Here is a 25,983-nt window from a genome sequence, read left to right on the forward strand (position 1 = left end):
AAACCCGGCTAAATTTTGTGGTGTGTGGGGAGATCGGCCCGATTGCGGCTAAGGCAGCTTTTTACTGGAGTAGTTGGGGTGGCTGGGGTATGCCTGTTTGGCAGCCTACCGGCCAAAGCCAGCGCACGGCTTCAGGCCTGGGAATTTGACAGTGGCCAAAACCGCCTGGTGTTCTCCACCGAAAATGCGGTAGAGCCGCAGGTCAGCTGGCTCAGCGATCCGCAGCGGTTGGTCATCGATCTGCCGGGCATTTTGACAGAAGAAGCCCTAGGCGACCAGTTCGTTGGCGGTGCAGTCGCGGCGGTACGAGTCACCCAGGCCGATGCCCAAACCACCCGCATGGTGCTAGAACTCAATCCTAACTACAGTCTCGACCCCAGACAGGTGAAGGTGTGGGGCCTGACCAGCCAGCAGTGGGTGGTGCAGCTACCGGGTTCGACAGCGGCGATCGCCCCCGATGACGGCTTGAGCATGCCAGATTTTTCTAAAGCAGCCAGACCGCGATCGCTGACAGCGGCTGGGGCCGAACCGCTGCCGCCGCTGATCAGCCGCAACCAAGTCAGTACCGTCGCCGTCAGGGCAACGGCCACCGTACTGCGCGGCGTTCAAACTACCGCAGAGGGCTTTTTCATTCCTACCGCTGGGGCCGCACCTCAGGTGCGTGTGTACCGCACTCGCGATGCCAGTCAGGCGCGACAGATTGTCATTGACCTGCTAGATGCGGCCATTGCCCCTGGCCTTATCCCCGAGGCCCTGCCTCAGGGGCGCTACGGCATTCATCGCTGGAGCATCAACCAGTTTGCCACCTCCCCGCCTGCCATTCGCCTTACCCTCACCCTCGATGGCTTTAGCCCCGACTGGCAAATCACTCCCTTACCCAGCGGCGGCATTTGGGTCACCCCCATCGGCGTCGCCCCAAGCCAAATTACGGCCCCGCCCACCACAGTCGTGTTGCCTGTGCTTAACCCGGTGACAACGCCACCGCCGATCGCCCAATCCCGTCCCCCCGCTGCGGCAGTTCCGGCATCGGTCGTCGCTTCAACACCTGCCCCCCGCCCTGCCCAGGGCCAGGTGCTCGTCATGCTCGACCCAGGGCACGGCGGCGTTGACCCCGGCGCGGTGGGCATTGGCGGCCTGCAAGAAAAAGGAGTGGTGCTGGCGGTGGCCCAGTACACAGCTGCCGCGCTGCAAGCCCAGGGTATTGCCGTACAGATGACCCGCCAGAGCGATCAAACCGTCGATTTGCAGCCCCGGGCCGATATGGCCACAACGGCTCGGGCCACGGTGTTTGTCAGCATCCACGCCAACGCGGTAAATATGCAGCGCCCCGAGGTCAATGGGTTAGAGACCTACTACTATTCCGATGCTGGGCAGGTGCTAGCTGCCGCCCTTCAACGCCAGGTACTCAGCACCATGGCCATGAACGATCGCGGCGTTCGCCAAGCGCGGTTTTTGGTGCTGCGCCGCACCGCAATGCCTGCTGCCCTAATCGAAATTGGCTTTGTGACCGGTGCCACCGATGCCCCCAAGCTCCGCGATCCGCGCTGGCAGGCGCAGATGGGGCAGTCCATTGCCCAGGGAATTCTTAACTACTTGGGTAGCCAACCTTAGGCCGACTGTGAATGACGCCCGGTAGGTGCAGCCGCTCAACCAGCCAAAGTTGCCCTAAACGTAGGGTAGACCCAAGCAAGGGCTCCAAAAAGGGCAACGGGGAACCTAGAGCATTAACCTCAGACCAAACTCCTTATTTGTTCAGAGATATAGGGCGCGGACCCTCGAGGGGTAGCGATAGAATCCTATTTTTCGAGTCGGTTCCCGTTTTTGGCATGCGGTAAGACTTGATGCTCTGCAAATCGCTCGATCGCCACAGCCGCAACGTCTACTGCTTAATTTTGCTGAGGCTACCCCTGAGTGCCCAGCGATCGCCTCAACTATGCCCAAACGCTAGTCGCCTACCTAAACTCCCCCCACATCAGCTAACCGGAGCTTCGGCTAATTCGGCCCTGTTAGCCTTGACAGAGACAGCTTCCAGCAGGGCGAGTAGCTCGCGTTCAAAGGCCACCTGGGCGCGGTTTGTTCTGCCACCCACATACACCGTGCCCCCCTGAGCCAGTGCCCACACCTGCGAGTGCGACACATAGCTCATGATCACCCCCAACATCAGCAGGCCAAACCCTCCGTAAACCAGAGGAATACCCGGATCAGCCTTAATTTGAAGACCCGTGCTACCTACTACATCTACCAGCGAGAGCCTAACGCCATTCACCTCTGCCGCCATGCCTTTACGCACGGTGGAGATGAGCTGGCCGGCGTTGTCGTAGATCAGCACAGAACCCTGAAGATCGCTGGCCAGCAAAGTCACGCCTTCGCTCATATCAGGTTTGGTCGGTAGCCAGGTACCCCAGAAGCGGGGGCCGTCGTTCTCGAGCTGCTGCATGGGCAGTTGCAGCACCGGGCTGTTGTTGAGCTTCACCTGCACCGCCGCTACGCCCCAGTCGGCTTGGTATAGGGTTACGCCCTTATGGCGTAGGGGCTGATTAACAAAGATGGTCTTGCGATCGACCTCATCCCCGGCCCGATCTAGCACCGATAGATCAGAATAGAACTGGTCAATATTGCCCTCGGGGGTATAGTCAATCCAAAATCGGTTCACCCGCACCGACCAGTCTTTAGGAATTTGGGCCTCAGCCCAAGGGCCAGCATCAAAAATGTTGCGAATTTGAAAGGTCTCGCCGCTGGGCACGATCTCCTGGGCAAAAAAGCCGGTCATCGCCCCCAAAATAGCCCCCGCCAAAATCAGCAGCATGCTGGCATGCACCACAATGGGGCCGATGCGACCCACAATGCCCTTGCGTCCGTAGAGCTGGTTGCCGTCTTGAAACACCCTATAGCGGCGTTGGGCCAATCCCCGCGATAGGGAGTCTAGGTTGGTCTCAGACAGCTCCGCGCTCAAGGCCAGCTTTTGAAACTGACGGGGCTGAGTATAGTACTTCCACTTTTGAGCCGCCCCCAGCGCCGGGAACTGGCGGGTAAAGGTGCAGGCAGTCAGGCTAGCGCCAAACACAATTAGCAGCGCCAGAAACCACCAGGTGCGGTAGACGTGATCTAACCCCAGGGTGAGAATTACCTTCCAGCTCAAGAACCCAAACAGGGCCGGATCTTGGGGATAGTTGGTCTGGTAAAACTCTAGGGTTTGGCCCTGCTCGATGACGGTGCCGCTGATGCTAAAGGCCGCGATCGCCAGCAGCAGCACAATTGCCAGCCGCAGATCGGCCAGCAGCGGCAGCAGATCCTGTCTAAAGTAGTCGCGCACCCCGTCCCAAAGGGTTGGTTGAGGAGCTTCAGACGGGGCCATAGTATCCCTCAGAAACGGATGACGTATTCAGACGATTACACCAAGCTGGTTGGCAGCAGCCGAGACAGCAGCGAAAATACTCCAAACCCCAGCAGCAGAGCACCGCTTGCCGGAGTCACCCAACTCGACCACTGTCGCAAATTCAGCAGTCGCTTGAGAGACGCGGTGAAGGTGCCAGCCAGCACCAATGGCGTTACATAGCCCACGGCATAGGCCAGCAGCAGGGCACCGCCCAGCACCGGATCTTTTGTGGTTGAAATCCAGGCTAGGAGGGTAGCGAGCACTGGGGTGCTGCAGGGCGACGCCACAATGCCAAAGGTGAGACCTAGAGCATAGGCCCGCAGCCAGGGGGGTAAGTTCAAATTTTCAAAGGTGGGGCCAACCCCAGCGGGCAAGGCTAAGGGAATGACTCCTAGCAGATTTAGCCCCATCACGATCGCTACCAGGCTCACCACGATCGGTAGCCCCCAGGCCACCTGGCCATAGACGTAGCCAAAGAGCCCGGCAATCAGGCCCAACAGAGCCAGGGTGGTGGCCAGGCCAAGGGCAAAGGAGAGCGATCGCGCGATCGCACCACCTCGCTCTTCATAGCCGCCCATATAGCCCACCATAATCGGCAGCATCGACAGCAGACAAGGAGAGAGACTGGTTAAAAGCCCCGCCAGCCCCACCACTGATAGGCTCACCCAAGACACCTGAGTGAGCTGTTCACTCACCAGTTGATTGGCCCACTGGGCAATCTCGTATAGATAAATTTGCAGGCTCTCAGACATCAGCGAAGTAGTGAGACGCAAAGGCACTCACCATTGTAACAATCCTGCAACCCGCTCTCAGATTTTTGCGTCAAGAAAGCATACTGCTGCCATTAAGCACTCACAGGGACAGAGACTCCTGACGGCTTGCCTTAGACCATCGTTGCCGCAAGGGTACCGGCGTATCCAGATTAATCTCCCGCGCCGCCCGCACCAGCAGCGCCGCCGTTGCCAAACTAGCCATCATCGAGCTACCGCCATAGCTCAGCAGCGGAAAGGGGAGTCCTGTCGTCGGCAAAAGCCCTGTAGCCACACCCATATTCAGCAGTGCTTGCCCCACTAGCAGCACCATCGCACCCACCGCTACCAGACGGTGCAGGGGTTGCTTTAGACGTAGCGCCACCAAAAGAGCTAAAGAAGCGTAAACGCCTAAGACCGTCAGCAACACTAAGCAACCCACAAAGCCAAATTCCTCGGCAAACACTGAAAAAATAAAGTCCGTGTATTGAATAGGTAACGAGTACAGCTTTTGCTGAGACAGCCCAAAACCCTGGCCCCAAAACCCGCCTGAGCCAACCGCTAACAAACTTTGCACTAGCTGATACCCCTGATCGCCTGCATCAGCCCAGGGGTCTAAAAACGAGACAATGCGCTGGCGCTGATAAGTCTTGAGACTGACACTGACCGTCGCAGTCAGCAACCCCCCTCCCGCCGTTAGCAACAGATACAGGTAGGGCAGCCCCGCCGCTAAAGCAATTAGCCAAAGCGTTAAGCCACAGATAGCCGCTGTACTCAAGTTAGGCTGCAATAAAATCAGCCCCAAAATAGCGACAAAAATGCCCAGCCAAGTCAACCGTGTTTGCCAAGTGAGCTGCGGCCACCGCCCAAACAGTCGCGCCCCCTGCAACACCAAGCAGGGCTTGAGTAGCTCCGAAGGCTGAATCATGAACGGGCCCAAAGGTAACCAGCGAGTAGCTCCATTCACCGTTACCCCTAGGGAAGGCACCAGCGTTAGGCTCACCAAACCGACCAACACCAGCAGCACAATACCCGACCCCTGAATGAGCCGATCCAGCGAGGTGTGGACAATGCGGTTAAAAATCACCAAACCAATTGCAACCCACAGTAGCTGCACCATCACATAATGCAGCCCATAGCCATGCTCAGCCACAGACACAGCATAGGAAGCTGAAAACAGTACCAGTAAACCGCTGCCCAGCCAGACAAACGTCAACCAGCGCAGCCAGCGCGCTTCCGCGGACCAATGGCTCACTGTAGGGTCAATCCATGGAACCAATCGAGCAATGTTCACCCTAGTTAACCCCACGTGCCTAAGAGCCAGATCTTTCAAGGGCTTAGTATAGCTGAGGGGGCCGAAAGCCGCTCAAGATTCTGGCCGCATTTTCACGGCTGTGGAGCGTATTCCAGAAACGTGAAAGTATCCCTAAAAACACAACGGCAGGGCTGACCCCTAGGCCGACCCTGCACGTATCGCAGCATGAAAAAAAGCAGTAAAAATTTTTATCAGACGCTTAGCTGAAGTAGGCGCGTTAGAGCAAACCGGTATTGGCACCCTGCCGACCAGTCGCCAGCTCAACCTTAACGATTTTGCCGCCCATTTTTTGAATCCGCTGCTGCTCTTTGAACCAGTTCTCGTAGGGCACCAGCTTGGTAAAGAACGTATTTTGCAGCTCCCGTTGAGTGCGAATCCTAGTTTGACTGGGAACGCAAGCGGTGATCTTAAACATGCGCATGGCCGAAAACTCTCCTGCTATATCACTGGACAGATGTAAACCAAAGCCAAGTCCAAAAATGAAGCTTTACCGTTAGGAAAACACAGCTTCCAAGCTGGACTTGGTCTGAACACTGAAAAGCCAGAGTCGAAAGCCAATGCTATGGACAGCAGGAAGACAATACAGCACAACCTAGTGTCCTTAACACTCACCCCTGACTCTGGCCTAGGTTCGCTCTGGCCTGCGGCCAAAGCGCAATGGATGAGCCTGGACTAGCTCAAGCCAGAGGAGATGTAGTCGAAGTAAACGCCCATTTCCTTACCAGCATCAGCACCCACTAGGCTAGCGGTCACTTCTTTCATGGCTTGGATGGAGTTGACGGTAGCGCCGATGGGTACACCCAGGGAGTTGTAGGTCTCCTTGAGGCCATTGAGCACCCGCTCATCCAGGATGGAGGGATCCCCAGCCAGCATGGCGTAGGTGGCATAGCGCAGGTAGTAGTCGAGGTCGCGGATGCAGGCTGCATAGCGACGGGTGGTGTACATGTTGCCGCCGGGACGGGTGATGTCGGAGTACAGCAGGGACTTAGCCACAGCTTCTTTCACGATTTCAGCAGCGTTGGCGCTGATGGTGCTAGCGGCACGAACGCGCAGCTCACCGGTTTGGAAGTAAGCCTTGAGCTTGTCGAGGGCGGAACCGTCCAGGTACTTGCCCTGCACGTCGGAGGAATTGATAACAGAAGTAATTGCGTCTTGCATTGGTGAAGCTTCCTTAGAACTGACGTAATCTCAACAACGAATCGACGGAGTAGCGCAGCTGCGACTACTGCATAGCGCCGACAACATAGTCGAAGTAGGATGCGGCTTCAGCAGCATCTTCGCTGGACAGCAGACCGGTTGCGACACCCTTCATGGAGCGCACAGACTCAGCCACAGCGGGGATAGGAGTGCCCAGGGAGTTGTACATTTCACGCACACCCACTAGACCGATTTCTTCGATGGGGGTAACGTCACCAGCAACCACGCCGTAGGTAATGAGACGCAGGTAGTAATCCATGTCGCGCAGGCAGGTAGCGGTCATCTCTTCACCGTAGGCATTGCCACCGGGAGAAACAATGTCAGGGCGCTTTTGGAATAGCTGATTGCCAGCTTCCTTGACGATGCGCTCGCGGGATTCAGTTAGCACCTGAGCAATCCGCAGGCGACGCTCACCAGAGGTGACAAAGCCCTTGATGCGATCCAGCTCACCGGGGCTAAGGTAACGGGCCTCAGCATCGGCATTCACGATTGACTTCGTGACAATACTCATTGATGGATTCCTCCGAAAAGTATGACCAGATATATGAAACTGGCATTTAAGGGTGCGGAGCCAGAGCTAACTCTATTAAAGAACCTCAGTTCTGGCGGCCTTCCCGATTAATTGTCCGGTATTGCGTAAGCCTTCTTCAAAGCAGCGAAATATTTTGTAACAGTTTTCCTCAGTTTCTTGAAGGCTAGACAGCAACGCCACTGTAGAGGCTCAGGGAAACCCCTAAATCCTCAAAAAACTATAAACCGGGTGCAATTTAGCATCCGGTTTTAACATTTCGTAACAGAGTGAAGAAGGGCTATTAGCGAGACAATGTCTTTGCTAAAAAACTGCTGGTTAGCAGGTTGTTGGATCAACAGATGGGGATGATTTAGGCCACCCCCATCTGTCATCACGGCCTAGACGCGACGGTAGGGTACCCCCTGCTCGCCAAAGTAGCGCAGGTACTCAGCCGAGCTGAGCATAGCTTCGGCAACAGCCATAGCGCCCTGTTGGGCTGCAATAGCACCGTATTCGGCGGCATCCTCTAAGTTTCGCCCCAGCAGCTGGCGGCCCATAATGGCTACGAGCTTGGGTGCTGGGTAGGCAGCGACGAACCGGGTTTGATAGGCAGGGGACTGAATTAGCTGGCGAATGAACTCTCGCAGGGTAATGCGATCGCTCTTCACCAACGCCTCAGCCTCAGTCAATCGCCAATCAGTTGGGATCTCTCCCTCAGGCAGCACCATCACCTGACGGTAGACAGCGGTGAGCACCTGGTCTACCTGCTCAGGGCTAGCTCCAGGCTGTAAACGATAGAACCGCGTCGTCGGGGCAACAGCAACCACATCAACCTCTACGGAAGAGCGCCCTACCGTTGCGGCCAGTTCCGCAGCAGCAGCAGCCTGGGAAGCCACCGCATCAGCCATCAAAGGCATATCGGCCACATTGACAGCGTTTTGGGAACTGACAAAGCTAGGCACGATCAGATCGCGGTTTTGCTTGGTGAGCCGGTTGTACAGCTTCTCCGTATTGGGGAAGTTGGCCGCAGGCAGAGTGGGATAGCGGCGATAGGGCACGGTATCTTCCCCAAAGCTTTCGGCATACTCAGGGGTGTTGAGCATCGAGCGAATAAACCCACGAATGCCCTCGCTAGCCAACACCTGGTTGTACTTGCGAATTTCTGCCTGATCCTGCGGAGCGCGACCCAAGAAGTGCTTAGTACCGAACTCAATCACTTGGGTATTGGGGTAGGGCGCGTAGAACTCTTTGATATATAGAGTCGAGGTACCTAACCCTTCAATAAACTCCTTCAGGTTGATTTCGCCGTTGCCCAGCTTGCTCTCCAGGGCGGTGAACTCGCTCTTAACGATGTAAGGAGCAATGTCTCGCTCAAAGATCTGCCGGTAAGCCGCAGCAGTGACCAGCTTGAGGTTGGGCTTGTCGGCTAGAGAGGTGAGTTTGAACACCTTAGTCTGCTGACGCTGGCGGTTCACACCTTGGTTGAGACGGCGCTGCACCTCAGGGATGGCGCGATCCTCGGTGACGGTACCCAGTTCCACAAAGCGGGGAATACTGGTATCGGCCACAGGCACCATGCCTTTCTCGGCCAGAGAACCAGCTCGCATACTGCGTAAAGCCAGACCCTTGGGAGTCAGGTAGCGCTCATAGGGTACAGTATCGTCTCCAAAAGCTTCGACATATTCCTGGCTGTCGATGATCGAGTCGACCAGAGCATAGAAGCCCTTCTTGGCGCAGATGTCGAAGTAGGCGTTGGTTTCCTTACGGCCATAGGTGGGGCGACCCAGCAGGCGACGGTGAATGTACTCCACCGCCTTCATCACGTACAGCGACGACCAATAGGTCTTGCGGAACGCCTCAGACTTGGCGATCGCCCGAATGAACTCCTTCATGGAGATTTCGCCGTTCTCCAGCTTGATCTCAGCGACCTTTGACCGCTGACCCGAGTACACCTCACGACCAAAAACCTGCCGGTAAGCCGCGCTAATGATCGTCTGAGTCGAGCTTTCGGAGTAGCGTACGCTGTTTTGGGTGTTGCCGGTTCTAGGAACTTGATCCAGCTTGAACACCTTGGCCCCCAGTGAACCTGGATTCTCAGGGCGGGCGGCGGGATTGCTCAACTGGTTGTTGATGCCCGCACCACGGTGAATCAGAATGCGGCGGGTGTCTTTGTTGAAGAACGCAGGAGTAGCGCTGACATTGCGGGTCTCTTTCGGAAAGATCGCCCCAAACTGAATCTCCAGCGGGTCATTGCCAGAACCGTAGGGGTGCTGATCGGGCAGGGGCTGCTCGTAGGCCGCAAACAGCGTGATGAACTGCGGCTTCTTGCGGAAGGGAGCGCTGTAGTTAAACAGGTCAAACTGAGGTCCCCAGTTGCGGCATTCCTGAGCTTCTTGACCCAAACCGCGCAGGTAGGGAACGGTTTCCTCGCCGAAGTAGTCGCCGTACTCTTTTGAATCGACCAGAGCATCAACTAGAGCCGCCAGACCGCCGCTGGAGACGATGGAGAAGTAGTTGCGCACCTCTTCGCGAGAGCTAGGTGCCCGACCGAGAATGTGGCGGAAGGCCAGTTCTAGCGCACGGCTGTTGATATAGGGGTCGAAAAAGTTCTTGCGATACAGGGGCGACTTGGCCAGGCGACGCACAAACTCCTTCATGGAGATTTCGCCGTTCTTCACCTTCGACTCTAGGTCGGAAACCGACAGGGAGTAGGCACGGGTGATATCGCGCTCGAAGATCTGACGGTACGCAGCCTTCACAACATCGTTCTTTTCGCCCGCCGACAGCCCTGGCTTCATAGCGTACTTGGGTCGACGCTCAGCAGCGTTGAAATAGATCTGAGGTAGCTGTAGACCTTGCAGATCGCTAGAAGGACGCTGTCGTACCTTATTTGACGGGGTAGGCGCCTTAAACTCGCTCAGCAGCACGTCAAAATACTGATCGACAATGGCCTGAGCTTCAGGATCGCCATTCAGGTAGCGCAGAGACCCGGCCTTCATGGTTTGAATGGCGACGATCGTTGCCGCTGAAGAACAGGCCGTCTCAATGATTTCGCGGAGACCGCGGACGTTGACCGCGATGATGTTGGGGTCACCCGCCACAATGGCGTAGGTCACATAGCGCAGGAACCAGCTCATATCGCGCAGAGACTTCTGCATGTTGCTGGGGCCATAGCGAGACACGCTAATGGGGCGAAACCCAGCGGGCACAGGCCCAGTGGGAGTAGAGCTGAATAGGTTTTGGAACAGACCGCCACCACCGCTGCTCTCGATAAAGGTCGAGGTGCCCAGCCGAGAAGCCTCTGTTTCGTCTAAAACGGTGCCAGCCCGAGTTTTTTCGACGGGTGATTCGCTATCAACTCGCTCCAGGTAGGCCAGAGGAGACCCTCCGGTAAAGATGCGGTTGGCCGCCTGGGAGACAATCAACTCGGAGTAACGGGTCAAGGTTTCGGCAATCTGAACCCGCTTAAGACCAGAACTAAAAAAGCCCGATAGCTCATCTAGCTCTCCGCGGCCCATGTAGCGGTCTTGCTGCTCGGCCTGGGAAATCGTGGCCACCGGCAGAGTTTGGTAGAGCTGGGGCCGCGCCGGTGCACTTCCACCACTTGCTTTAACACTCATGCGTTTTCAAAGGCTCCCTATGCGGACAATGACGGCATCAAAAAAGAATCTATCAATCGGGTTGGAGGGCGTAGGACTCGGCAATGCTCAGGAACGCTCCCTGAACTAGCGCAAAATCACTGAACCCATTTGAAGGTAAAGCGTTGTTAACCTCACCTGCCATGCATTCAAGCAGGGCACCGAATGCGGTATCTATGAATGGCGGGCTGTTCGCTGAACCTGGAATCAGATTAAACCGTTTCAGGACAGCAACACAGATTATTAAAAAGTGTGTAACATCCAACCGGGCAAATGCCTTTGGTCATCATAGAGGATGGCCACGACACCCCTGAGAAGGCGGATAAGTTTTGTAACGTTTCGTGATAAAGCTGAGGCGACTGAGGCTCTAAAGCCGCTTCTGGAGAGGGACTTGCTTGGCTGGCCAACTGTAACGATCGCCCGTCATGCAGCCCCAGCCCCCAGAGCGAGTTTTTTCTAAACCCCCCATCGCAGGGCAGCGCTTTTCTAATGTTTGACCCAACTACGTGAATTGAACCGACAAAATTAGCTATGGACGACTCGATAACAACCCAGGCAGTCAGCGATGCAGTAGCCAGCCTATACAACACCTACCCTTTTCCTCCAGAACCCATTTTGGACGAAGCGCCGCCAGGGTACAACTGGCGCTGGTACTGGCCAACGGTGCACAGCTTTTGCACGGGGGCAGCCCCAGCCAGCAGCAAGGTGCGGGTACTGGATGCGGGATGCGGCACTGGGGTGAGTACTGAATATATCAGCCACCTAAACCCGGAGGCTGAGGTGCTGGGGATTGATCTCAGTGAGCGGGCGATCGCCACTGCCACAGAGCGCTGTCGCCGATCAGGTGCCAACAATGTTCAGTTTCGCCAGCTCAGTATCTATGACGTCGATAAAATCGAAGGCGAGTTCGACTGGATTAATTGCGTCGGCGTCATCCACCACATGCCCGACCCGCTAAAAGGGCTACAGGCTCTGGCTACCAAGCTGGCCCCCGGCGGCTTTATTCATCTATTTGTGTACGCCGCTATTGGTCGGGCCGAAATCTCGCTGATGCAGCGGGCGATCGCCCTGGTTCAAGGCAGCCAGCGCGGCGACTACCGCGACGGCGTGCAGGTGGGGCGGCAGATCTTCGCTAGCTTGCCTGAGGGGAATCGGCTGAAGCAGCGAGAGCGCGATCGCTGGGCCATGGAGAACCACCGAGACGAATGCTTCGCCGACATGTACGTCCACCCGCAAGAAGTGGATTACACCTTAGATAGCCTATTTGAACTCATTGATGCCTCGGGTCTAGAATTCATCGGCTTTTCCAACCCTCAGGTCTGGCAGCTCGATCGCCTACTAGCCTCAGACCCAGAGCTGCTCGATCGCGCCAAGCAGCTACCTGAGAAAGATCAGTATCGCCTAGTAGAACTACTGGATCCTGAGATCACTCACTTCGAGTGGTTCCTAGCTCGCCCCCCCTACCCACAATTCAGCTGGGACGAGGACGCCGCTCTGCTATCCGCCATTCCTACCCGCAACCCCTGCATGGAAGGCTGGCCTAGCCAAAGCATCTTCGACCACAACTATCAGATCATCTCTTTAGATCAGACAGAGTTTGAGTTTTTACAGGCCTGCGATCGCCACAATGGCCCCGCTGCCGATCAGTCCCAAGCCAGCGTTGCCGATCTGCTATCCCAAAGCGGAGGAAGCCTTGAGGCGGTGCGACAGATGCAGCAGCGGCAGCTCATTTTAGTAAAACCATCCCAGCAGACTTGATCAAGATTGGCTGAGGAAAGCGGATTTACTTTTGAGAAGCGTCTATTAAGTATTATTGCCGTGATATTATCGTCTATGGCTCGTTTAGGCGGGCGAAACCCTTTAACGGCTAAGGATTAGGCGCTTTCGTGGCCCCATTGCCCTCCGAACCCACTGACCCTGTTGAGCAGGTCGAGGCAGAAGTAGACCCCGGTAAAACCGAAGGTCAAAGTCTTCCTCCGGCTTCAACGACAGCGATGGAAGAGTATTACCAGCTACAGCAAAATCTGCTGCTGACCACGCTGGCATTTACCGGCGTCATCTTTTTTAGCGTCTGGTTAGCCTACTCTCTTGCAATTGCTCTGAATTATTTAATAGGAGCGTGCGGCGGTGTGGTTTACTTGAGGATGTTGGCAAAAAGCGTGGCCAACATTGGGCGCGGAAGCTCAAGGCTAGGCAGCGGCCGACTGGCCCTAGTGGTTGGTCTGGTTTTAGTGGCTACTGAGTGGCAGCAGCTTCAGGTCGTACCCGTTTTTCTAGGGTTTTTGACCTACAAGGGGGCGTTAATTGCTTACACCCTCTGGACTGCGGTGCTGCCAAAATCACCATCGGGATCTTCCCAGGCGTCTGGTTAACCTAGATCGGTGGTTCCCAAGCATAGCATGCTTTTTCCTGGCAGGTCTTAAGGAGAAGTTGATTTAAGAGATGGCGCTCAATATGCTAATGATTCATCCCTTAGTCCTGGCAAAGCTAGAGGTTGGCCAGCATTTGTACTGGCAGCTCGGCGGCCTTAAACTCCACGGCCAGGTCTTTTTGACCTCCTGGTTTGTAATTGGCGCTCTGCTGTTGGTTTCATTTTTGGCCACCCGCAACATTCAGCGGATACCTTCTGGCCTCCAGAACTTTATGGAGTACGCCCTAGAGTTTATCCGTGACCTCGCCAAAAACCAGATTGGTGAAAAAGAGTACAGGCCCTGGGTTCCCTTTGTAGGCACTCTGTTCCTGTTTATCTTCGTCTCTAACTGGTCGGGGGCGCTGATTCCCTGGAAGCTCATTCATCTGCCGTCGGGTGAGTTAGCCGCTCCAACTAACGACATCAATACCACCGTAGCCCTGGCGCTGTTGACGTCCTTAGCTTACTTTTACGCCGGGTTTAGCAATCGCGGGCTGGGGTACTTTGCCAAGTACATCGAACCCACTCCCATTCTGCTGCCCATCAACATTTTGGAAGATTTCACCAAGCCCCTCTCCCTAAGTTTCCGTCTGTTTGGAAACATCCTCGCTGATGAGCTGGTAGTTGCTGTGCTGGTTTTGCTGGTGCCTCTCTTCGTGCCGCTACCAGTCATGGTCCTAGGTTTGTTTACCAGTGCCATTCAGGCACTGATCTTCGCAACCCTAGCAGCGGCCTACATCGGCGAGGCGATCGAGGGGCATGGTGGTGAAGAGCATGGATGACCCTCAGTAGGGGCATTCAGTTTGATATTGGCTGGTAGGGCAGGTGCTGCCAGCCGACGTGGTCCTAGGGCCGCAGTATAAGAAACGCCTATCGAGCGTTGTCTACGACCTGTTTAACGAGTTGTTGATTGTCCAAATCGAGGTAAAGACATGGATCCTATTATCGCTGCCGCTTCCGTAATTGCAGCTGCTCTAGCCGTTGGCCTAGCAGCTATCGGCCCTGGTATTGGTCAAGGTAATGCAGCTGGTCAAGCGGTAGAAGGTATTGCTCGCCAACCCGAAGCTGAAGGCAAGATTCGCGGCACCCTGCTGCTGAGCTTGGCATTCATGGAAGCACTGACCATCTACGGTCTGGTGGTAGCTCTAGTGCTGCTGTTTGCCAACCCCTTCGCGTAGATTCGAAATCGACAGGCAGGGAAAGGTTCAATACTTTTCCCTGCCTGTCGAAAACCACATTCGCGATGTCACCTTGTAGTGCTGGCCCTGGGCCGAGTGAAAGGGCATACCCACAATGATGAATTTTGTTTGGTTACTGGCGGTTGAAACCGCCGAGGCAGTTGAGGAAGGCGGCGGTCTTTTTGACCTGGATGCTACTCTGCCGCTGATGGCTGTACAGTTCGTGCTGCTAGCGGTGGCGCTCAACGCATTGTTTTATAAGCCCTTGGGCAAAGTCTTAGACGAGCGCGACGGCTACATTAGTTCCAATCAGGTTGATGCAGCAGAGCGCTTGGCTAAAGCTGAGCAAATTGCCAAGCAGTATCAGCAAGAACTGGCTGAAACCCGCCGCCAGGCCCAAGCAGTGATTGCCGAAGCCCAGGAAGAAGCGCAAAAGATTGCGGCTCAAACCGTTTCTACGGCTCAGCAAGAGGCTCAAGCCCAGCGAGAGCAGGTGCAGCGGGAACTGGATGAGCAGAAGAATCAGGCCATGGCTACCCTGGAGCAGCAGGTAGATGGGCTGAGCCAACAGATTTTAGACAAGCTGCTGGGTTCTTTAGCGGCCTAAGCTATCGGTGATGACGGGGTGATTTAGCCCCTGGAGTTGCCCGCGTCGTTGACGGAAAGTAGGGATATGACTATTGGTTGGTTACTAGCGGCGGAAGAAGGCGGGTTTGGTGTGGATTTCAACATCCTAGAAACCAACCTGATTAATCTGGTCATTATTATTGGTGTGCTGTATTACTTTGGCGGCAAGTTTTTAGGGAAGACTCTATCAACTCGCCAATCGGCCATTCAAACAGCGATCACAGAGGCCGAGCAGCGCAAGAAAGAAGCCGCCGCCGCTTTGGCAGAACAGCAGCAAAAGCTGGCTCAGGCGCAGGCAGAAGCCAAGAAAATTTTGTCTGAGGCTCAAACCTCGGCAGAGCGTACTCGCGAGGCCATTTTAGCTCAGTCTCAGACTGATGTAGAACGCATGCGGGCCACCGCTGCCCAGGATCTAACTTCCCAAGAGGCGCGGGTGATGCGAGAGCTACAGCAGCGGATTGCGGCCCTGGCCATTGAGCGCAGTGAAGCCGCTCTACCAGGCCAGCTCAATGACGACTTGCAGCGGCGTCTGGTTGATTCCAGCATCGCCCTGCTCCAAGGAGAATAGCCATGAACGACACAACGCTAAATTCTGAGATTGCGGCTCCCTACGCCAAGGCACTGATGTCGGTTGCCGCCGACAACAACGCAGTTGACCAGGTGGGTGTCGAGGTGGCTGACCTGCTGGAGGTGCTGGACAGCTCCAAAGAGCTCACCGGCTTTTTGATGAGCCCTCTTATGTCTGCCGACGCCAAAAAAGGCGTGCTGCGCCAGATTTCGGAAGGCAAAGTGAGCGGCTTTCTGCTGAGTTTTTTGCTGCTGCTGGTTGATCGCAGCCGCGTGGCGTTCTTAAAGCCCATTCTTCAGCAGTACCAAGCCCTGCTGCGGGAGCGGAACAACACGATTTTGGCCGATGTTACGGCGGCAGTTGAGCTGTCTGAGGATCAGCAAAACGCCATCCGCGATCGCGTTAAGTCCATGACCGGTGCCAATAGTGTTGAGCTGTCTGTCACCGTTGATCCTTCCTTGATTGGCGGCTTGATCATCAAGGTTGGCTCTCAGGTAATTGACGCTAGCCTGCGGGGCCAGCTGCGCCGCATTGGTATGCAGCTAGCGGCAACCGCCTAGCACCTAAGCTTGCCCCCTGATTGGGCAGTTTCTCTGACGTCTCGTGTTTATGTAGGTTTATCCAGAGCAAGTCCTATGGTTAGTATCAGACCTGACGAAATTAGCAGCATTATTAAGCAGCAGATTGAGCAGTACAACCAGGAGGTCAAGGTCTCCAACGTGGGTACGGTGCTGCAGGTGGGCGACGGTATCGCCCGCATCTACGGCCTCGAAAACGCCATGTCTGGCGAGCTGCTGGAGTTTGAAGACGGCACCGTAGGTATCGCCCTCAACCTGGAAGAGGACAACGTGGGCGCGGTGCTGATGGGCGACGGCATCAACATCCGTGAGGGTAGTGCTGTTACCGCCACCGGCAAAATTGCCTCGGTTCCCGTCGGTGAGGCCATGCTAGGCCGCGTAGTCGATGCCCTGGGTCGCCCCATTGACGGCAAGGGCGATGTGCAGACCACCGAAACCCGCCTGATTGAGTCTCCGGCCCCTGGCATCATTGCCCGGAAGTCGGTGTACGAGCCGATGCAGACCGGCATTACCGCCATCGACGCCATGATTCCCATTGGCCGGGGCCAGCGCGAGCTGATCATTGGCGACCGTCAGACCGGCAAGACCGCGATCGCCATCGACACCATCCTCAACCAAAAGTCTGAGGACGTTGTCTGCGTCTACGTGGCGATTGGTCAGAAGGCCTCTTCTGTGGCTCAGATTGTGGACGTGCTGCGCGATCGCGGTGCCCTTGACTACACCATTGTGGTCACCGCCAGCGCCAACGACCCCGCTCCGCTTCAGTACCTGGCCCCTTACACTGGCGCTAGCCTAGCTGAGTACTTCATGTACAAGGGCAAAGCGACTCTGATCATCTACGATGACCTCACCAAGCAGGCCCAAGCCTACCGCCAGATGTCGCTGCTGCTGCGTCGTCCGCCCGGTCGTGAAGCCTACCCTGGCGACGTGTTCTACCTGCACTCTCGCCTGCTAGAGCGGGCCGCTAAGCTCAGCCCCGAGCTGGGCGAGGGCAGCATGACCGCCCTACCCGTGATTGAGACCCAGGCGGGTGACGTTTCGGCCTACATTCCCACCAACGTGATTTCGATCACCGACGGTCAAATCTTCCTATCTTCTGACTTGTTCAACTCGGGTCTGCGCCCCGCTATCAACGCCGGTATTTCGGTATCTCGGGTAGGCTCGGCGGCTCAGATCAAGGCCATGAAGCAGGTGGCCGGTAAGGTGAAGCTAGAGCTGGCCCAGTTCGACGAACTTCAGGCCTTCTCCCAGTTTGCCTCCGACCTGGATGCCGCTACTCAGAAGCAGCTGGCCCGTGGTACTCGCCTGCGGGAACTGCTGAAGCAGCCCCAGTATTCTCCTCTACCAGTGGAAGAGCAGGTGGCGATTATCTATGCCGGCATCAACGGCTTTATGGATGAGGTTCCCGTGGATCAGGTGGTGGCCTTCTCGAAGGCGTTGCGTGACTACATCCGCAACAATAAGCCCAGGTTTGCGGAACTGGTTCGCAGCGAGAAGAAGCTGGGTGACGAAAGCGAAACCCTGCTTAAGGAAGCGATCGCTGAAACCAAGCAAGCCTTTTTGGCGGCAGTCTAACCTCCTGTTCTAGCCGGGGTGTGGCTTAAGTCAACGCCCCGGCTCTCGACGACCCCTTAGGGATCCACTATGCCTAACTTAAAAGCGATTCGAGACCGCATTAAGTCTGTAAAAAATACCCGCAAGATTACCGAGGCGATGCGCCTGGTGGCGGCGGCAAAGGTGCGCCGTGCCCAGGAGCAGGTGATCGCTACCCGCCCCTTTGCCGATCGCCTGGCCCAGGTGCTCTACGGCCTGCAAAGCCGCCTCAAGTTTGAGGAGACCGACCTGCCCCTGCTGAAGCAGCGTGAGGTCAAGACCGTGGCGCTGCTGGTGATCTCCGGCGATCGCGGCCTCTGCGGCGGCTACAACACCAACGTCATTCGCAAGGCCGAGATTCGCTCCCAGGAGCTGGCCGCCGAGGGCTTGAACTACCGCTTTATTTTGGTAGGACGCAAAGCCAGCCAGTACTTTAAGCGCCGCGACCAGCCCATTGAAGCCAGCTTCACCGGGCTAGAGCAAATTCCCATCGCGTCTGAAGCATCTGCTATTGCCGACGAGCTGCTGTCGTTATTTCTGTCTGATGAAGTCGATCGCGTTGAGCTGGTCTACACCCGCTTTGTATCCCTGGTCAGCTCTCGTCCGGTGATTCAAACCTTGCTACCCCTCGACCCCCAGGGTCTAGAGGTACCTGACGACGAGATTTTTCGCCTCACCACCAAAGGTGGCGTCTTTCAGGTAGAGCGGGAGAAGATGGCCGGGCCAGCCCCAGCAGAGTTTCCCCAGGACATGATCTTCGAGCAAGATCCAGTACAAATTCTGGATGCGCTGCTGCCGCTGTACTTGAACAATCAAATTCTGCGGGCGCTGCAAGAGTCTGCGGCCAGCGAACTAGCGGCCCGTATGACCGCCATGAACAACGCCAGCGACAACGCCAAGGAGTTGGCCAAGACCCTGAACCTGACCTACAACAAAGCCCGTCAGGCTGCCATTACCCAGGAAATTCTGGAAGTAGTTGCCGGTGCTAACTCTCTGAACTAAGTCAGTAAAACCTACATTCACGATTCTAGGCCCCTCACAATGGTGAGGGGCTTTTTTGTGCGCCCGGCACTTTCGCCTTGATCGACACTGAGTGAACGACTTCGCGCAGCTATTGAGGCAGAAATTCCCTAGCCGTGGCGCTTTTGGTGCCAGGCCCAGGCGTGGGTCAAGATAGTGTCAATGTCGGCATACTGCGGGTTCCAGCCCAAGGTAGTGCGGGCGCGATCGCTGCTGCCCACCAGCGCTGGCGGATCGCCGAGACGACGTTCCACCTCAACCACCGGGATGGACTTGCCGGTGATGCGCTCTGCCGCATCGATCACCTCTCGCACTGAGAAACCGCTGCCGTTGCCGAGATTAAAGACAGCACTCTCGCCGCCCTTCAGCAGGTACTCCAACCCCAGAATGTGGGCATCGGCCAAATCGCAGACGTGGATATAGTCGCGCACACAAGTGCCATCGGGAGTGGGATAGTCGGTACCAAAAACGCTGATCGACTCCCGCTTACCCAGGGCCGTTTGCAGCACTAGCGGAATCAGGTGGGTTTCAGGATTGTGGTCTTCGCCCAGTAGACCGTTGGGGTGGGCACCAGCGGCATTGAAGTAGCGAAACCGCACCGACCTGAAATCGTAGGCCTTGTCGTAGTCGGCGAGAATGCGCTCCACCATCAGTTTGGTTGCCCCGTAGGGGTTGATGGGATTTTGGGGATGGGTCTCAGTGATGGGCATCTCCTGGGGTACCCCATAGGTCGCGCAGGTGGATGAGAAGACAAACGTTTTGACATCTGCTTCTACCATGGCATCGAGCAGCGACAGGGTGCCCACTACATTGTTCTCGTAGTATTTGCTCGGATCGCTTACCGACTCTCCGACATAGGCATAGGCCGAGAAATGCATAACTGCACTAATGTCGTAGCGGCTAAAGACATCCTTGAGCAGCGACTTGTCCAGCGTGCTGCCAACAATCAGCTCGGCCTTTAAAGCTGTCTCCACGATGTCGCGATGGCCATAGACTAGGTTGTCTAAAATCAGCACTCTGTAGCCAGCCTGCTGTAGCGCCATGACCGCATGGCTGCCAATATAGCCAGCCCCCCCTGTAACCAAAATGGTTTTTAGATCAGTTGTCATAGGAAATTTCTCTAGAGTGTTTAGTGCCGCTAGGGCATTAGCGTAACTGGGATACCCGGTTGAAGCCCATTCTAAAGCGTGGTCTGATACCTGACCTTAGCTCTAGGACTGGGTCATTAACTTTTCATCTCTGACGGTGGCTTCCTCATGGGAATTCAGCTCAGATCGATGGCTAGAACCGCCAGTTAAGCAACTTTTAATCAAAGCTTACCGGCCAGTTAGCCCGGCCATTAAGTGCTGCTGTGAGTAATGGCCGAAGATAACTCCGTAGCATTGGCTACCCGATGTGACCCCCAAGTGTTATCCATGGCTGACTTCACGCTCCAACTCTTCCACGCCGCTGACCAGGAGGGCAATATCACTGCCCTTGACGATGCCCCTCGGTTTTCAGCCGTATTGAATGCTCTCAAAAACCAGGATATTGACGGTGATGGCGTAGCAGGCTTTGCCAATACGCTGATTTTGTCTTCTGGGGATGCGTACATTCCCGGCGTATTTTTCAATGCCAGTGCTGGCGCGTTTGGCGGTGCCGGGCGCGGCGATATTTCAATTCAAAACGCTCTGGGCTTTCAGGCGATCGCCTTTGGCAACCACGAGTTTGACCAGGGTACTGCCCTAGTGGCCGACCTGATTGGCGGTAGCGAAGACGATCCAACTACAGACGTTGACGAATCATTTGCGGGTACCACTTTCCCTTACCTGAGCAGCAACCTCGACTTCAGCACCGACGCCAACCTGGCCGATCTAGTCGTACCCGATGCCGCCGCTCCCCAACCCAACGGCATTGCGGCCTCTACCGTGATTGAGGTCAATGGCGAAAGAATTGGCGTGGTCGGAGCTACCACACCCACCATCAGCAACGTCAACGTGCGCATCTCTAGCCCTGGCACTGTCACGGTGCTGCCCCAGCCGTTTGACAGCAGCCCCACTCCAGACCAGCTCGATGCCCTGGCCGCCGAAATTCAGGCCGATGTCGATGCGCTGCTGGCCGCTAACCCCGACATCGATAAAGTGGTGCTGCTAGCCCACATGCAGCAGATCGCCATTGAGCAAGAGCTGGCCCAGCGGCTATCGAACGTCGATATTATCGTTGCGGGCGGATCTAACACTCGCCTCTTCGACGCGGACGATCGCCCCCGCGCAGGCGATACCAACCAGGGTATTTATCCCATTATTCAAACCGGGGCTGACGGTAACCCCGTCGCCGTGGTCAACACCGACGGCAACTACAAGTATGTCGGTCGCCTGGTGATCGACTTTGACGAAAACGGTGTGCTTTTGCCCGAGAGCTACGACCCAACCATCAGCGGAGCCTACGCCACCGACGATGAGGGCGTTGCTGCCGTCGGTGGTACAGGGCTGGCGGATCCGGCGATCGCCGCCATCACCGCCGCTCTGCGCGAGGCCGTGATCGCTACCGAGAGCAACGTGTTTGGCGTCAGCGAGGTGTTTCTCAACGGCAACCGGGGCGCGGTGCGGACCCAGGAAACCAACCTGGGCAACCTCACCGCCGATGCTAACCTGGCGATCGCCAAGGAGATTGACCCGACGGCAGTCATTTCGCTCAAAAACGGCGGCGGGATTCGCAACAACATTGGCCAAACCTTAGTGCCCGCGGGGGGTACGGGGGAGGCAGAACTGCTGCCCAACGAAGCCATTCCTGGTGTGAAACCCGCTGGCGGCATCTCTCAAAACGACATCGCCAATGCCCTGTCGTTTAACAACGCGCTCTCATTGATCACCGTCACCGCTGAGGAACTGCTGGCGCTGGTTGAACACGGCGTTTCGGCCAGCAGCCTCGATGACAGCGTGTCTCCCGGTCAGTTTCCTCAAATCGGCGGGTTTTCCTTTAGCTTTGATGCTACGGCTGAGCCTGGCAACCGCGTGCAGTCTCTGGCGATCGAGGCCGAAGACGGCACCGACATCGACGTGGTGGTGCAGAACGGCGCAATTGTCGGCGACCCCAGCCGCACCTTCCGCATGGTAACCCTGAGCTTTTTGGCCGACGGCGGCGATGGCTATCCCTTCCCCACGGGTGCAGCAACCAACCGCCTTGACTTGGTAGATGAAACCGCACCTGCCACGGGCAATGCCACCTTCGCTCCCAATTTCAGCGAGCAGGATGCCCTAGCGGAATATCTGTTCGACAACTTTGATACCGACACGCCTTTTACCGCCGCTGAAACGGGGCGCGAGCTAGATAGCCGCATTCAAAACCTGGCCTTCCGCAGCGATGGCGTGATTGATGCCCTTGGCCCCGTTAACCCAACGGATCCTACCGACCCCACGGAACCTGGCGTCGATCCGGCATCGTTGCTGGCACCCTTGGGCACCTATGAAACTGAAGTGTTTGACACCAGCGCCGCTGAAATTGTGGTTTACGATCCGGCTACCCGGCGGCTGTTTGTGGTCAACGCCCAAGTTCCGGCGGTGGAGGTGCTGGATATTAGCGATCCCAGCAACCCCACCAAGCTGTTTGACATTGACCCCTCGGCCTACGGGGCTGGGGCTAACAGCGTGGCCATTAGCAATGGCATCGTAGCTGTAGCCATTGAAAGCACCGAAAAAACCGACCCCGGCAGCGTTGTCTTCTTCGACATCGACGGCAATTTTTTGAATGCCGTTACCGTGGGCGCTCTGCCCGACATGCTCACCTTTACCCCCGACGGCACCAAGGTGCTGGTGGCCAACGAAGGCGAACCCAACGCCGACTACAGCATCGACCCCGAGGGTTCGATCAGCATTATTGACCTTTCCGGGGGCGTAGAAAACCTCACCCAGGCCAACGTCACCACCGCTGGTTTCACTGCCTTTAACGACCAGCGCGACGCCCTGATCGCCGACGGAGTGCGCATCTTTGGCCCCAACGCCACCGCAGCTCAAGACGTTGAGCCAGAATACATTGCGGTAACGGACGACTCTCGCACGGCCTATGTGGCCCTGCAAGAGAACAATGCCCTGGCCGTAGTGGATATTGCCTCCGGGGCCGTCACCGACATTCTGCCGCTGGGGTATAAAGATCACTCGGTGGTGCCGCTGGATGCCAGCGATCGCGACAACGCCATCAACATCACCACTTACCCCAATCTGTTTGGCCTATATCTGCCCGACGCAATCTCGCTCTACGAAGCCGGTGGTGCGACCTACATCGTCACCGCCAACGAAGGAGATGCCCGCGAGTACGACACCTTTGCCGAAGAAGCGCGGGTGAAGGACTTAGTGCTAGACCCTGTGGCGTTCCCCAACGCCACAGCGCTTCAGGCTGACGAAGCCCTAGGTCGTCTAACAGTGACCACTACCCTGGGCGATGCCAACGGCGACGGGCTCTACGAAGAGCTCTATGCCCTGGGTGGGCGCTCCTTCTCGATTTGGGATACCCAGGGCAACCTGGTCTACGACAGCGGCGCGGAGTTTGAGCAGACGATCGCCGAGCTGTTCCCCACCGAATTTAATGCCGACAACAGCGAGAATGGCTCCTTCGACAGCCGCAGCGACGCCAAGGGGCCTGAGCCTGAAGGCGTGACCATCGGTGAAGTCAATGGGCGCACCTATGCCTTCATCGGGCTAGAGCGGTTTGGCGGCGTCATGACCTACGACATCACCAACCCCACCGAGGCGTTCTTCGTCGATTTCGTCAACAACCGCGATTTTGGAGGCAATGCTGAAGACGGTACCGCTGGCGATCTAGGGGCTGAAGGGCTGACATTTATCCCGGCTGCCGATAGCCCTAACGGCAATCCTTTGGTGGTGGTGGCCAACGAAGTGAGCGGCAGCACCACGGTATTCGATGCCAGCGCCCTTGAGGCTCTCGCACCCGACGGTAGCGACCCATCTGACCTATTCCTCGACTTGCGCGACCTGACCGGCGAAGTAGCCACCACCTTCACCGTCAATCGAGAGGCAGCCTTCGATAACTTCGTGGGCTTCTACCGCATTGCCGATCGCAACGGCGGCATTGACCTCAACGGCGACGGTATTGCCGATGTGACCCCCGGCCAATCAGGGTATACCGAGGCAGCGTTGGCAAACCGCGCCAGGGCTGTGGCGCTGACCACCGCCAACCTCACCACGTCGGTTTTTGAGTCAACGGTAGCGGGGGGTAGTCTCTACGCCCCCTTCCTCATCGCCAATGGCAATTTGGACAGATTTAACTCTGACGAGGTGTACTTTGCCTTTGGCAGCGCCAACACCGATGGGGTTGAGCACATTCGCATGAGCGAGGGCGCGATCGGATTTGAGGATCTGTTTGGCGGCGGCGACAATGACTTTAACGACATCGTTGTGAAGGTTGCCGTGTCCGTCTAAGGTCGGCAGCAACCCAGTGTCAACCAACAGCTAAACGCTAATTGGCCTCTGGCTAAATAAACCGCGTACAAAAGCAGGCTCAAAATTTGAGCCTGCTTTTGTGTTATCAGCACAACACAATCTTCATAGCCTTTATCAGTTAGATTAGGAGGGCTTAGCACAAGCTGTAGCAGCCCTAAAATTCTGCGATCGCAACAAATCATTACGTCATTATCAAAATATGAACCGCAAGGATAATAGTTCTTTAATCTAGTCGATCCATCTTGGGCTTAAGCCATTGTTTTTACCATTAAACAGCAAAATTTTGTCGGCGATCGCCTCATCTTTGACGACAGTTTTTACACTGCTTCTCAAAACTAAAACGGCGTCAATACATTAGTCTCAATCCCTCTTGCTCAGACATTACAGACCGCAAAATACCTATATTTGCGCCTCAGCTACTCATTTTTGCTCTCGGAAAGGTTTGCCCAAAGGATGCTGCTCTTTGTAGCTTATTGAAATAATGAGCAATATTTTTATAAAAACATTGCTTTGAAAACTGACTTTAAAAGCACCATTAATGACACCTATACCTACTATTGATGCTAGTCAGCTGCTTGACTTCAATAGCGCAGCCCTAGCCGTTTTAACCCATCTTCACGAGCGGCTTGGATTTGACCTGTGGATGGTAACGCGTACCGAGGGTGAAGACTGGATTGTCTTACAAGCCAACGACACAGGCTATGGTGTCAAAGCCGGAGACGTTTTTCGCTGGTCTGACTCCTTCTGCTCTCGCATGATCAAAGGAGAAGGCCCTCGCATTGCTCCCTCCTCTGAAACGGTAGTGGCCTACGCCGAAGCCCCCATCGGGCAACAAGTCAAAATCGGGGCCTACGTGGGCGTCCCCCTTCTGAAGGAAGATGGCACCCTATTTGGCACCCTTTGCGCCATCGACCCACTGCCCCAGCCCCAGGTCATTCAGCAGGAGCTGCCCTTAATTGAGCTTTTAGCCCGGCTGCTCAGCCGTATTCTCCACGCCGATCTAAAATTTGCAGAGCAGGCACGATTAGCCGAACATCTGCAAACAGAAGCCTTAACCGACGGCCTGACTGGGCTCTACAACCGTCGCGGTTGGGATCAACTTTTAGACAGCGAAGAAGAACGCTGCGCCATCTACGGCTACCCTGCCAGCATCATCGTCATTGACATTGATGGTCTCCAGGCAATCAACGACAGCCAGGGCCAAGCCGCTGGAGACCAGATTTTGCGGCGCACTAGGGATCTGCTTAGGCAAATAACCCGCAAACAGGATACCGTCGCCCGCACTGGTGGCAATGAATTTGCCATGCTCTGTGTGGAGTGCCCCCTAGTCGAAGGAGAGTTGATTAAACACCAACTCGAGAAAGTCCTAGGCGAAAGCCAACTTCACGCCACGGTGGGAATTGCGGGCCGCCACCCTAGCCAAGGACTGCGGTGGGCTTGGGCCAATGCCGATCGCGCCATGTACAGCCACAGGTCGACTAGCCAACAAAAAAACCATTAACTGCGTGATTAAAAGTGCTCACAGGCAGTTATAGTAATATTCAGTTGGTCACCACCGTTGGCCACAGCAACACAAATCAGTTTGACAAGGGTACACCTGTTATCTATACTGAGGAGTGTTGAAAAATAGGCCCCCATCGTCTAGAGGCCTAGGACACCTCCCTTTCACGGAGGCGACGGGGATTCGAATTCCCCTGGGGGTATAGCTTTAATAGCGCTAGAGCCTTGCAATTTTTGTTGCAAGGCTTTGTTTTTCTCACGGTGCAGACCTAACTCTAGGTCAGGTGA

General features: G+C 55.9%; 20 protein-coding genes, 1 tRNA gene and 1 pseudogene. 13 read left to right on the plus strand and 9 right to left on the minus strand.

The window, feature by feature from the left end:
- The first annotated feature begins 78 nt into the window (after positions 1-78).
- Positions 79-1,611 carry an N-acetylmuramoyl-L-alanine amidase gene (locus H6G07_RS02045; RefSeq protein WP_073606656.1) on the plus strand — a complete coding sequence of 511 codons (1,533 nt, stop codon included), beginning with the start codon at positions 79-81 and terminating at the stop codon, positions 1,609-1,611.
- 361 nt (positions 1,612-1,972) lie between these two features.
- On the opposite strand, the gene H6G07_RS02050 is transcribed toward H6G07_RS02045, so the two are convergent.
- From H6G07_RS02050 to H6G07_RS02080, 8 genes and pseudogenes are all read right to left on the minus strand, one after another.
- Complete coding sequence (locus tag H6G07_RS02050) at positions 1,973-3,355, minus strand: cytochrome c biogenesis protein (protein WP_073606655.1); 1,383 nt, start codon at positions 3,353-3,355, stop codon at positions 1,973-1,975.
- A gap of 35 nt (positions 3,356-3,390) precedes the next feature.
- The gene (locus tag H6G07_RS02055; protein WP_073606654.1) at positions 3,391-4,128 is read right to left on the minus strand and encodes a cytochrome c biogenesis protein CcdA; all 738 of its coding nucleotides are present in this window, start codon (positions 4,126-4,128) and stop codon (positions 3,391-3,393) included.
- A 100-nt stretch (positions 4,129-4,228) separates the two neighbouring features.
- Complete coding sequence (locus H6G07_RS02060; protein ID WP_073606653.1) at positions 4,229-5,419, minus strand: FtsW/RodA/SpoVE family cell cycle protein; 1,191 nt, start codon at positions 5,417-5,419, stop codon at positions 4,229-4,231.
- A 238-nt stretch (positions 5,420-5,657) separates the two neighbouring features.
- Entirely contained in the window at positions 5,658-5,861 is a 204-nt protein-coding gene (locus H6G07_RS02065) for a phycobilisome linker polypeptide (RefSeq protein ID WP_073606652.1), read from the minus strand.
- 251 nt (positions 5,862-6,112) lie between these two features.
- Complete coding sequence (gene apcB / locus H6G07_RS02070; RefSeq protein ID WP_073606651.1) at positions 6,113-6,598, minus strand: allophycocyanin subunit beta; 486 nt, start codon at positions 6,596-6,598, stop codon at positions 6,113-6,115.
- Positions 6,599-6,662: 64 nt separating this feature from the next.
- On the minus strand, positions 6,663-7,148 hold the full coding sequence (gene apcA, locus H6G07_RS02075; RefSeq protein WP_073606650.1) for an allophycocyanin subunit alpha: 486 nt from the start codon (positions 7,146-7,148) through the stop codon (positions 6,663-6,665).
- Between the two features lie 398 nt (positions 7,149-7,546).
- Entirely contained in the window at positions 7,547-8,065 is a 519-nt protein-coding gene (locus H6G07_RS26795) for a phycobilisome rod-core linker polypeptide (protein ID WP_338420675.1), read from the minus strand.
- Between the two features lie 33 nt (positions 8,066-8,098).
- Positions 8,099-10,768, minus strand: a pseudogene (locus H6G07_RS02080) (phycobilisome rod-core linker polypeptide); the annotation flags it as partial.
- Between the two features lie 549 nt (positions 10,769-11,317).
- On the opposite strand from H6G07_RS02080, the gene H6G07_RS02085 reads away from it, so the two are divergent.
- The 9 genes from H6G07_RS02085 (at position 11,318) to H6G07_RS02125 (ending at position 18,742) form a co-directional block, all read left to right on the plus strand.
- The gene (locus tag H6G07_RS02085; protein ID WP_073606648.1) at positions 11,318-12,544 is read left to right on the plus strand and encodes a class I SAM-dependent methyltransferase; all 1,227 of its coding nucleotides are present in this window, start codon (positions 11,318-11,320) and stop codon (positions 12,542-12,544) included.
- A gap of 128 nt (positions 12,545-12,672) precedes the next feature.
- Complete coding sequence (locus tag H6G07_RS02090) at positions 12,673-13,158, plus strand: hypothetical protein (protein ID WP_073606647.1); 486 nt, start codon at positions 12,673-12,675, stop codon at positions 13,156-13,158.
- A gap of 70 nt (positions 13,159-13,228) precedes the next feature.
- Positions 13,229-13,978 (plus strand): F0F1 ATP synthase subunit A, encoded by a 750-nt coding sequence (atpB, locus tag H6G07_RS02095; protein ID WP_073606646.1) that lies wholly within the window; start codon positions 13,229-13,231, stop codon positions 13,976-13,978.
- Between the two features lie 150 nt (positions 13,979-14,128).
- Positions 14,129-14,374 carry an ATP synthase F0 subunit C gene (gene atpE, locus H6G07_RS02100; protein WP_073606645.1) on the plus strand — a complete coding sequence of 82 codons (246 nt, stop codon included), beginning with the start codon at positions 14,129-14,131 and terminating at the stop codon, positions 14,372-14,374.
- A 115-nt stretch (positions 14,375-14,489) separates the two neighbouring features.
- Entirely contained in the window at positions 14,490-14,981 is a 492-nt protein-coding gene (locus tag H6G07_RS02105; protein ID WP_073606644.1) for a F0F1 ATP synthase subunit B', read from the plus strand.
- Between the two features lie 66 nt (positions 14,982-15,047).
- The gene (locus H6G07_RS02110; protein WP_073606643.1) at positions 15,048-15,569 is read left to right on the plus strand and encodes a F0F1 ATP synthase subunit B; all 522 of its coding nucleotides are present in this window, start codon (positions 15,048-15,050) and stop codon (positions 15,567-15,569) included.
- Between the two features lie 2 nt (positions 15,570-15,571).
- A complete protein-coding gene (gene atpH, locus H6G07_RS02115; RefSeq protein ID WP_073606642.1) occupies positions 15,572-16,129 on the plus strand; it encodes an ATP synthase F1 subunit delta in 558 nt (185 codons plus the stop codon).
- Positions 16,130-16,204: 75 nt separating this feature from the next.
- Entirely contained in the window at positions 16,205-17,722 is a 1,518-nt protein-coding gene (atpA, locus tag H6G07_RS02120) for a F0F1 ATP synthase subunit alpha (protein ID WP_073606641.1), read from the plus strand.
- 69 nt (positions 17,723-17,791) lie between these two features.
- Positions 17,792-18,742: a F0F1 ATP synthase subunit gamma gene (locus H6G07_RS02125; protein WP_073606640.1), complete on the plus strand. Its 951-nt coding sequence runs from the start codon at positions 17,792-17,794 to the stop codon at positions 18,740-18,742.
- 128 nt (positions 18,743-18,870) lie between these two features.
- Here H6G07_RS02125 and galE read toward each other — a convergent pair whose 3' ends face one another.
- Positions 18,871-19,869, minus strand: a complete 999-nt coding sequence (gene galE, locus H6G07_RS02130) for a UDP-glucose 4-epimerase GalE (protein ID WP_073606639.1) — start codon at positions 19,867-19,869, stop codon at positions 18,871-18,873.
- A gap of 306 nt (positions 19,870-20,175) precedes the next feature.
- On the opposite strand from galE, the gene H6G07_RS02135 reads away from it, so the two are divergent.
- From H6G07_RS02135 to H6G07_RS02145, 3 genes are all read left to right on the plus strand, one after another.
- The gene (locus tag H6G07_RS02135) at positions 20,176-24,174 is read left to right on the plus strand and encodes a choice-of-anchor I family protein (protein WP_073606638.1); all 3,999 of its coding nucleotides are present in this window, start codon (positions 20,176-20,178) and stop codon (positions 24,172-24,174) included.
- A 559-nt stretch (positions 24,175-24,733) separates the two neighbouring features.
- The gene (locus H6G07_RS02140; protein WP_073606637.1) at positions 24,734-25,696 is read left to right on the plus strand and encodes a sensor domain-containing diguanylate cyclase; all 963 of its coding nucleotides are present in this window, start codon (positions 24,734-24,736) and stop codon (positions 25,694-25,696) included.
- 129 nt (positions 25,697-25,825) lie between these two features.
- Positions 25,826-25,898, plus strand: a tRNA-Glu gene (locus H6G07_RS02145).
- Positions 25,899-25,983: the final 85 nt, after the last annotated feature.

Origin of the sequence: Phormidium tenue FACHB-1052 (assembly GCF_014696675.1) — a bacterium.
Taxonomy (GTDB): Bacteria; Cyanobacteriota; Cyanobacteriia; order Phormidesmidales; family Phormidesmidaceae; genus Nodosilinea; species Nodosilinea tenuis_A.

What these genes read in the sequence shown, in the direction of transcription:
- apcA (WP_073606650.1), bottom strand. Translation starts at nt 7,148, where the DNA reads ATGAGTATTGTCACGAAGTCAATCGTGAATGCCGATGCTGAGGCCCGT.
- galE (WP_073606639.1), bottom strand. Translation starts at nt 19,869, where the DNA reads ATGACAACTGATCTAAAAACCATTTTGGTTACAGGGGGGGCTGGCTAT.
- H6G07_RS02050 (WP_073606655.1), bottom strand. Translation starts at nt 3,355, where the DNA reads ATGGCCCCGTCTGAAGCTCCTCAACCAACCCTTTGGGACGGGGTGCGC.
- atpA (WP_073606641.1), top strand. Translation starts at nt 16,205, where the DNA reads ATGGTTAGTATCAGACCTGACGAAATTAGCAGCATTATTAAGCAGCAG.
- H6G07_RS02055 (WP_073606654.1), bottom strand. Translation starts at nt 4,128, where the DNA reads ATGTCTGAGAGCCTGCAAATTTATCTATACGAGATTGCCCAGTGGGCC.
- H6G07_RS02140 (WP_073606637.1), top strand. Translation starts at nt 24,734, where the DNA reads ATGACACCTATACCTACTATTGATGCTAGTCAGCTGCTTGACTTCAAT.
- H6G07_RS02105 (WP_073606644.1), top strand. Translation starts at nt 14,490, where the DNA reads ATGATGAATTTTGTTTGGTTACTGGCGGTTGAAACCGCCGAGGCAGTT.
- H6G07_RS02125 (WP_073606640.1), top strand. Translation starts at nt 17,792, where the DNA reads ATGCCTAACTTAAAAGCGATTCGAGACCGCATTAAGTCTGTAAAAAAT.
- H6G07_RS26795 (WP_338420675.1), bottom strand. Translation starts at nt 8,065, where the DNA reads ATGCCTTTGATGGCTGATGCGGTGGCTTCCCAGGCTGCTGCTGCTGCG.
- H6G07_RS02065 (WP_073606652.1), bottom strand. Translation starts at nt 5,861, where the DNA reads ATGCGCATGTTTAAGATCACCGCTTGCGTTCCCAGTCAAACTAGGATT.
- H6G07_RS02085 (WP_073606648.1), top strand. Translation starts at nt 11,318, where the DNA reads ATGGACGACTCGATAACAACCCAGGCAGTCAGCGATGCAGTAGCCAGC.
- atpB (WP_073606646.1), top strand. Translation starts at nt 13,229, where the DNA reads ATGGCGCTCAATATGCTAATGATTCATCCCTTAGTCCTGGCAAAGCTA.
- apcB (WP_073606651.1), bottom strand. Translation starts at nt 6,598, where the DNA reads ATGCAAGACGCAATTACTTCTGTTATCAATTCCTCCGACGTGCAGGGC.
- H6G07_RS02135 (WP_073606638.1), top strand. Translation starts at nt 20,176, where the DNA reads ATGGCTGACTTCACGCTCCAACTCTTCCACGCCGCTGACCAGGAGGGC.
- H6G07_RS02110 (WP_073606643.1), top strand. Translation starts at nt 15,048, where the DNA reads ATGACTATTGGTTGGTTACTAGCGGCGGAAGAAGGCGGGTTTGGTGTG.
- atpE (WP_073606645.1), top strand. Translation starts at nt 14,129, where the DNA reads ATGGATCCTATTATCGCTGCCGCTTCCGTAATTGCAGCTGCTCTAGCC.
- atpH (WP_073606642.1), top strand. Translation starts at nt 15,572, where the DNA reads ATGAACGACACAACGCTAAATTCTGAGATTGCGGCTCCCTACGCCAAG.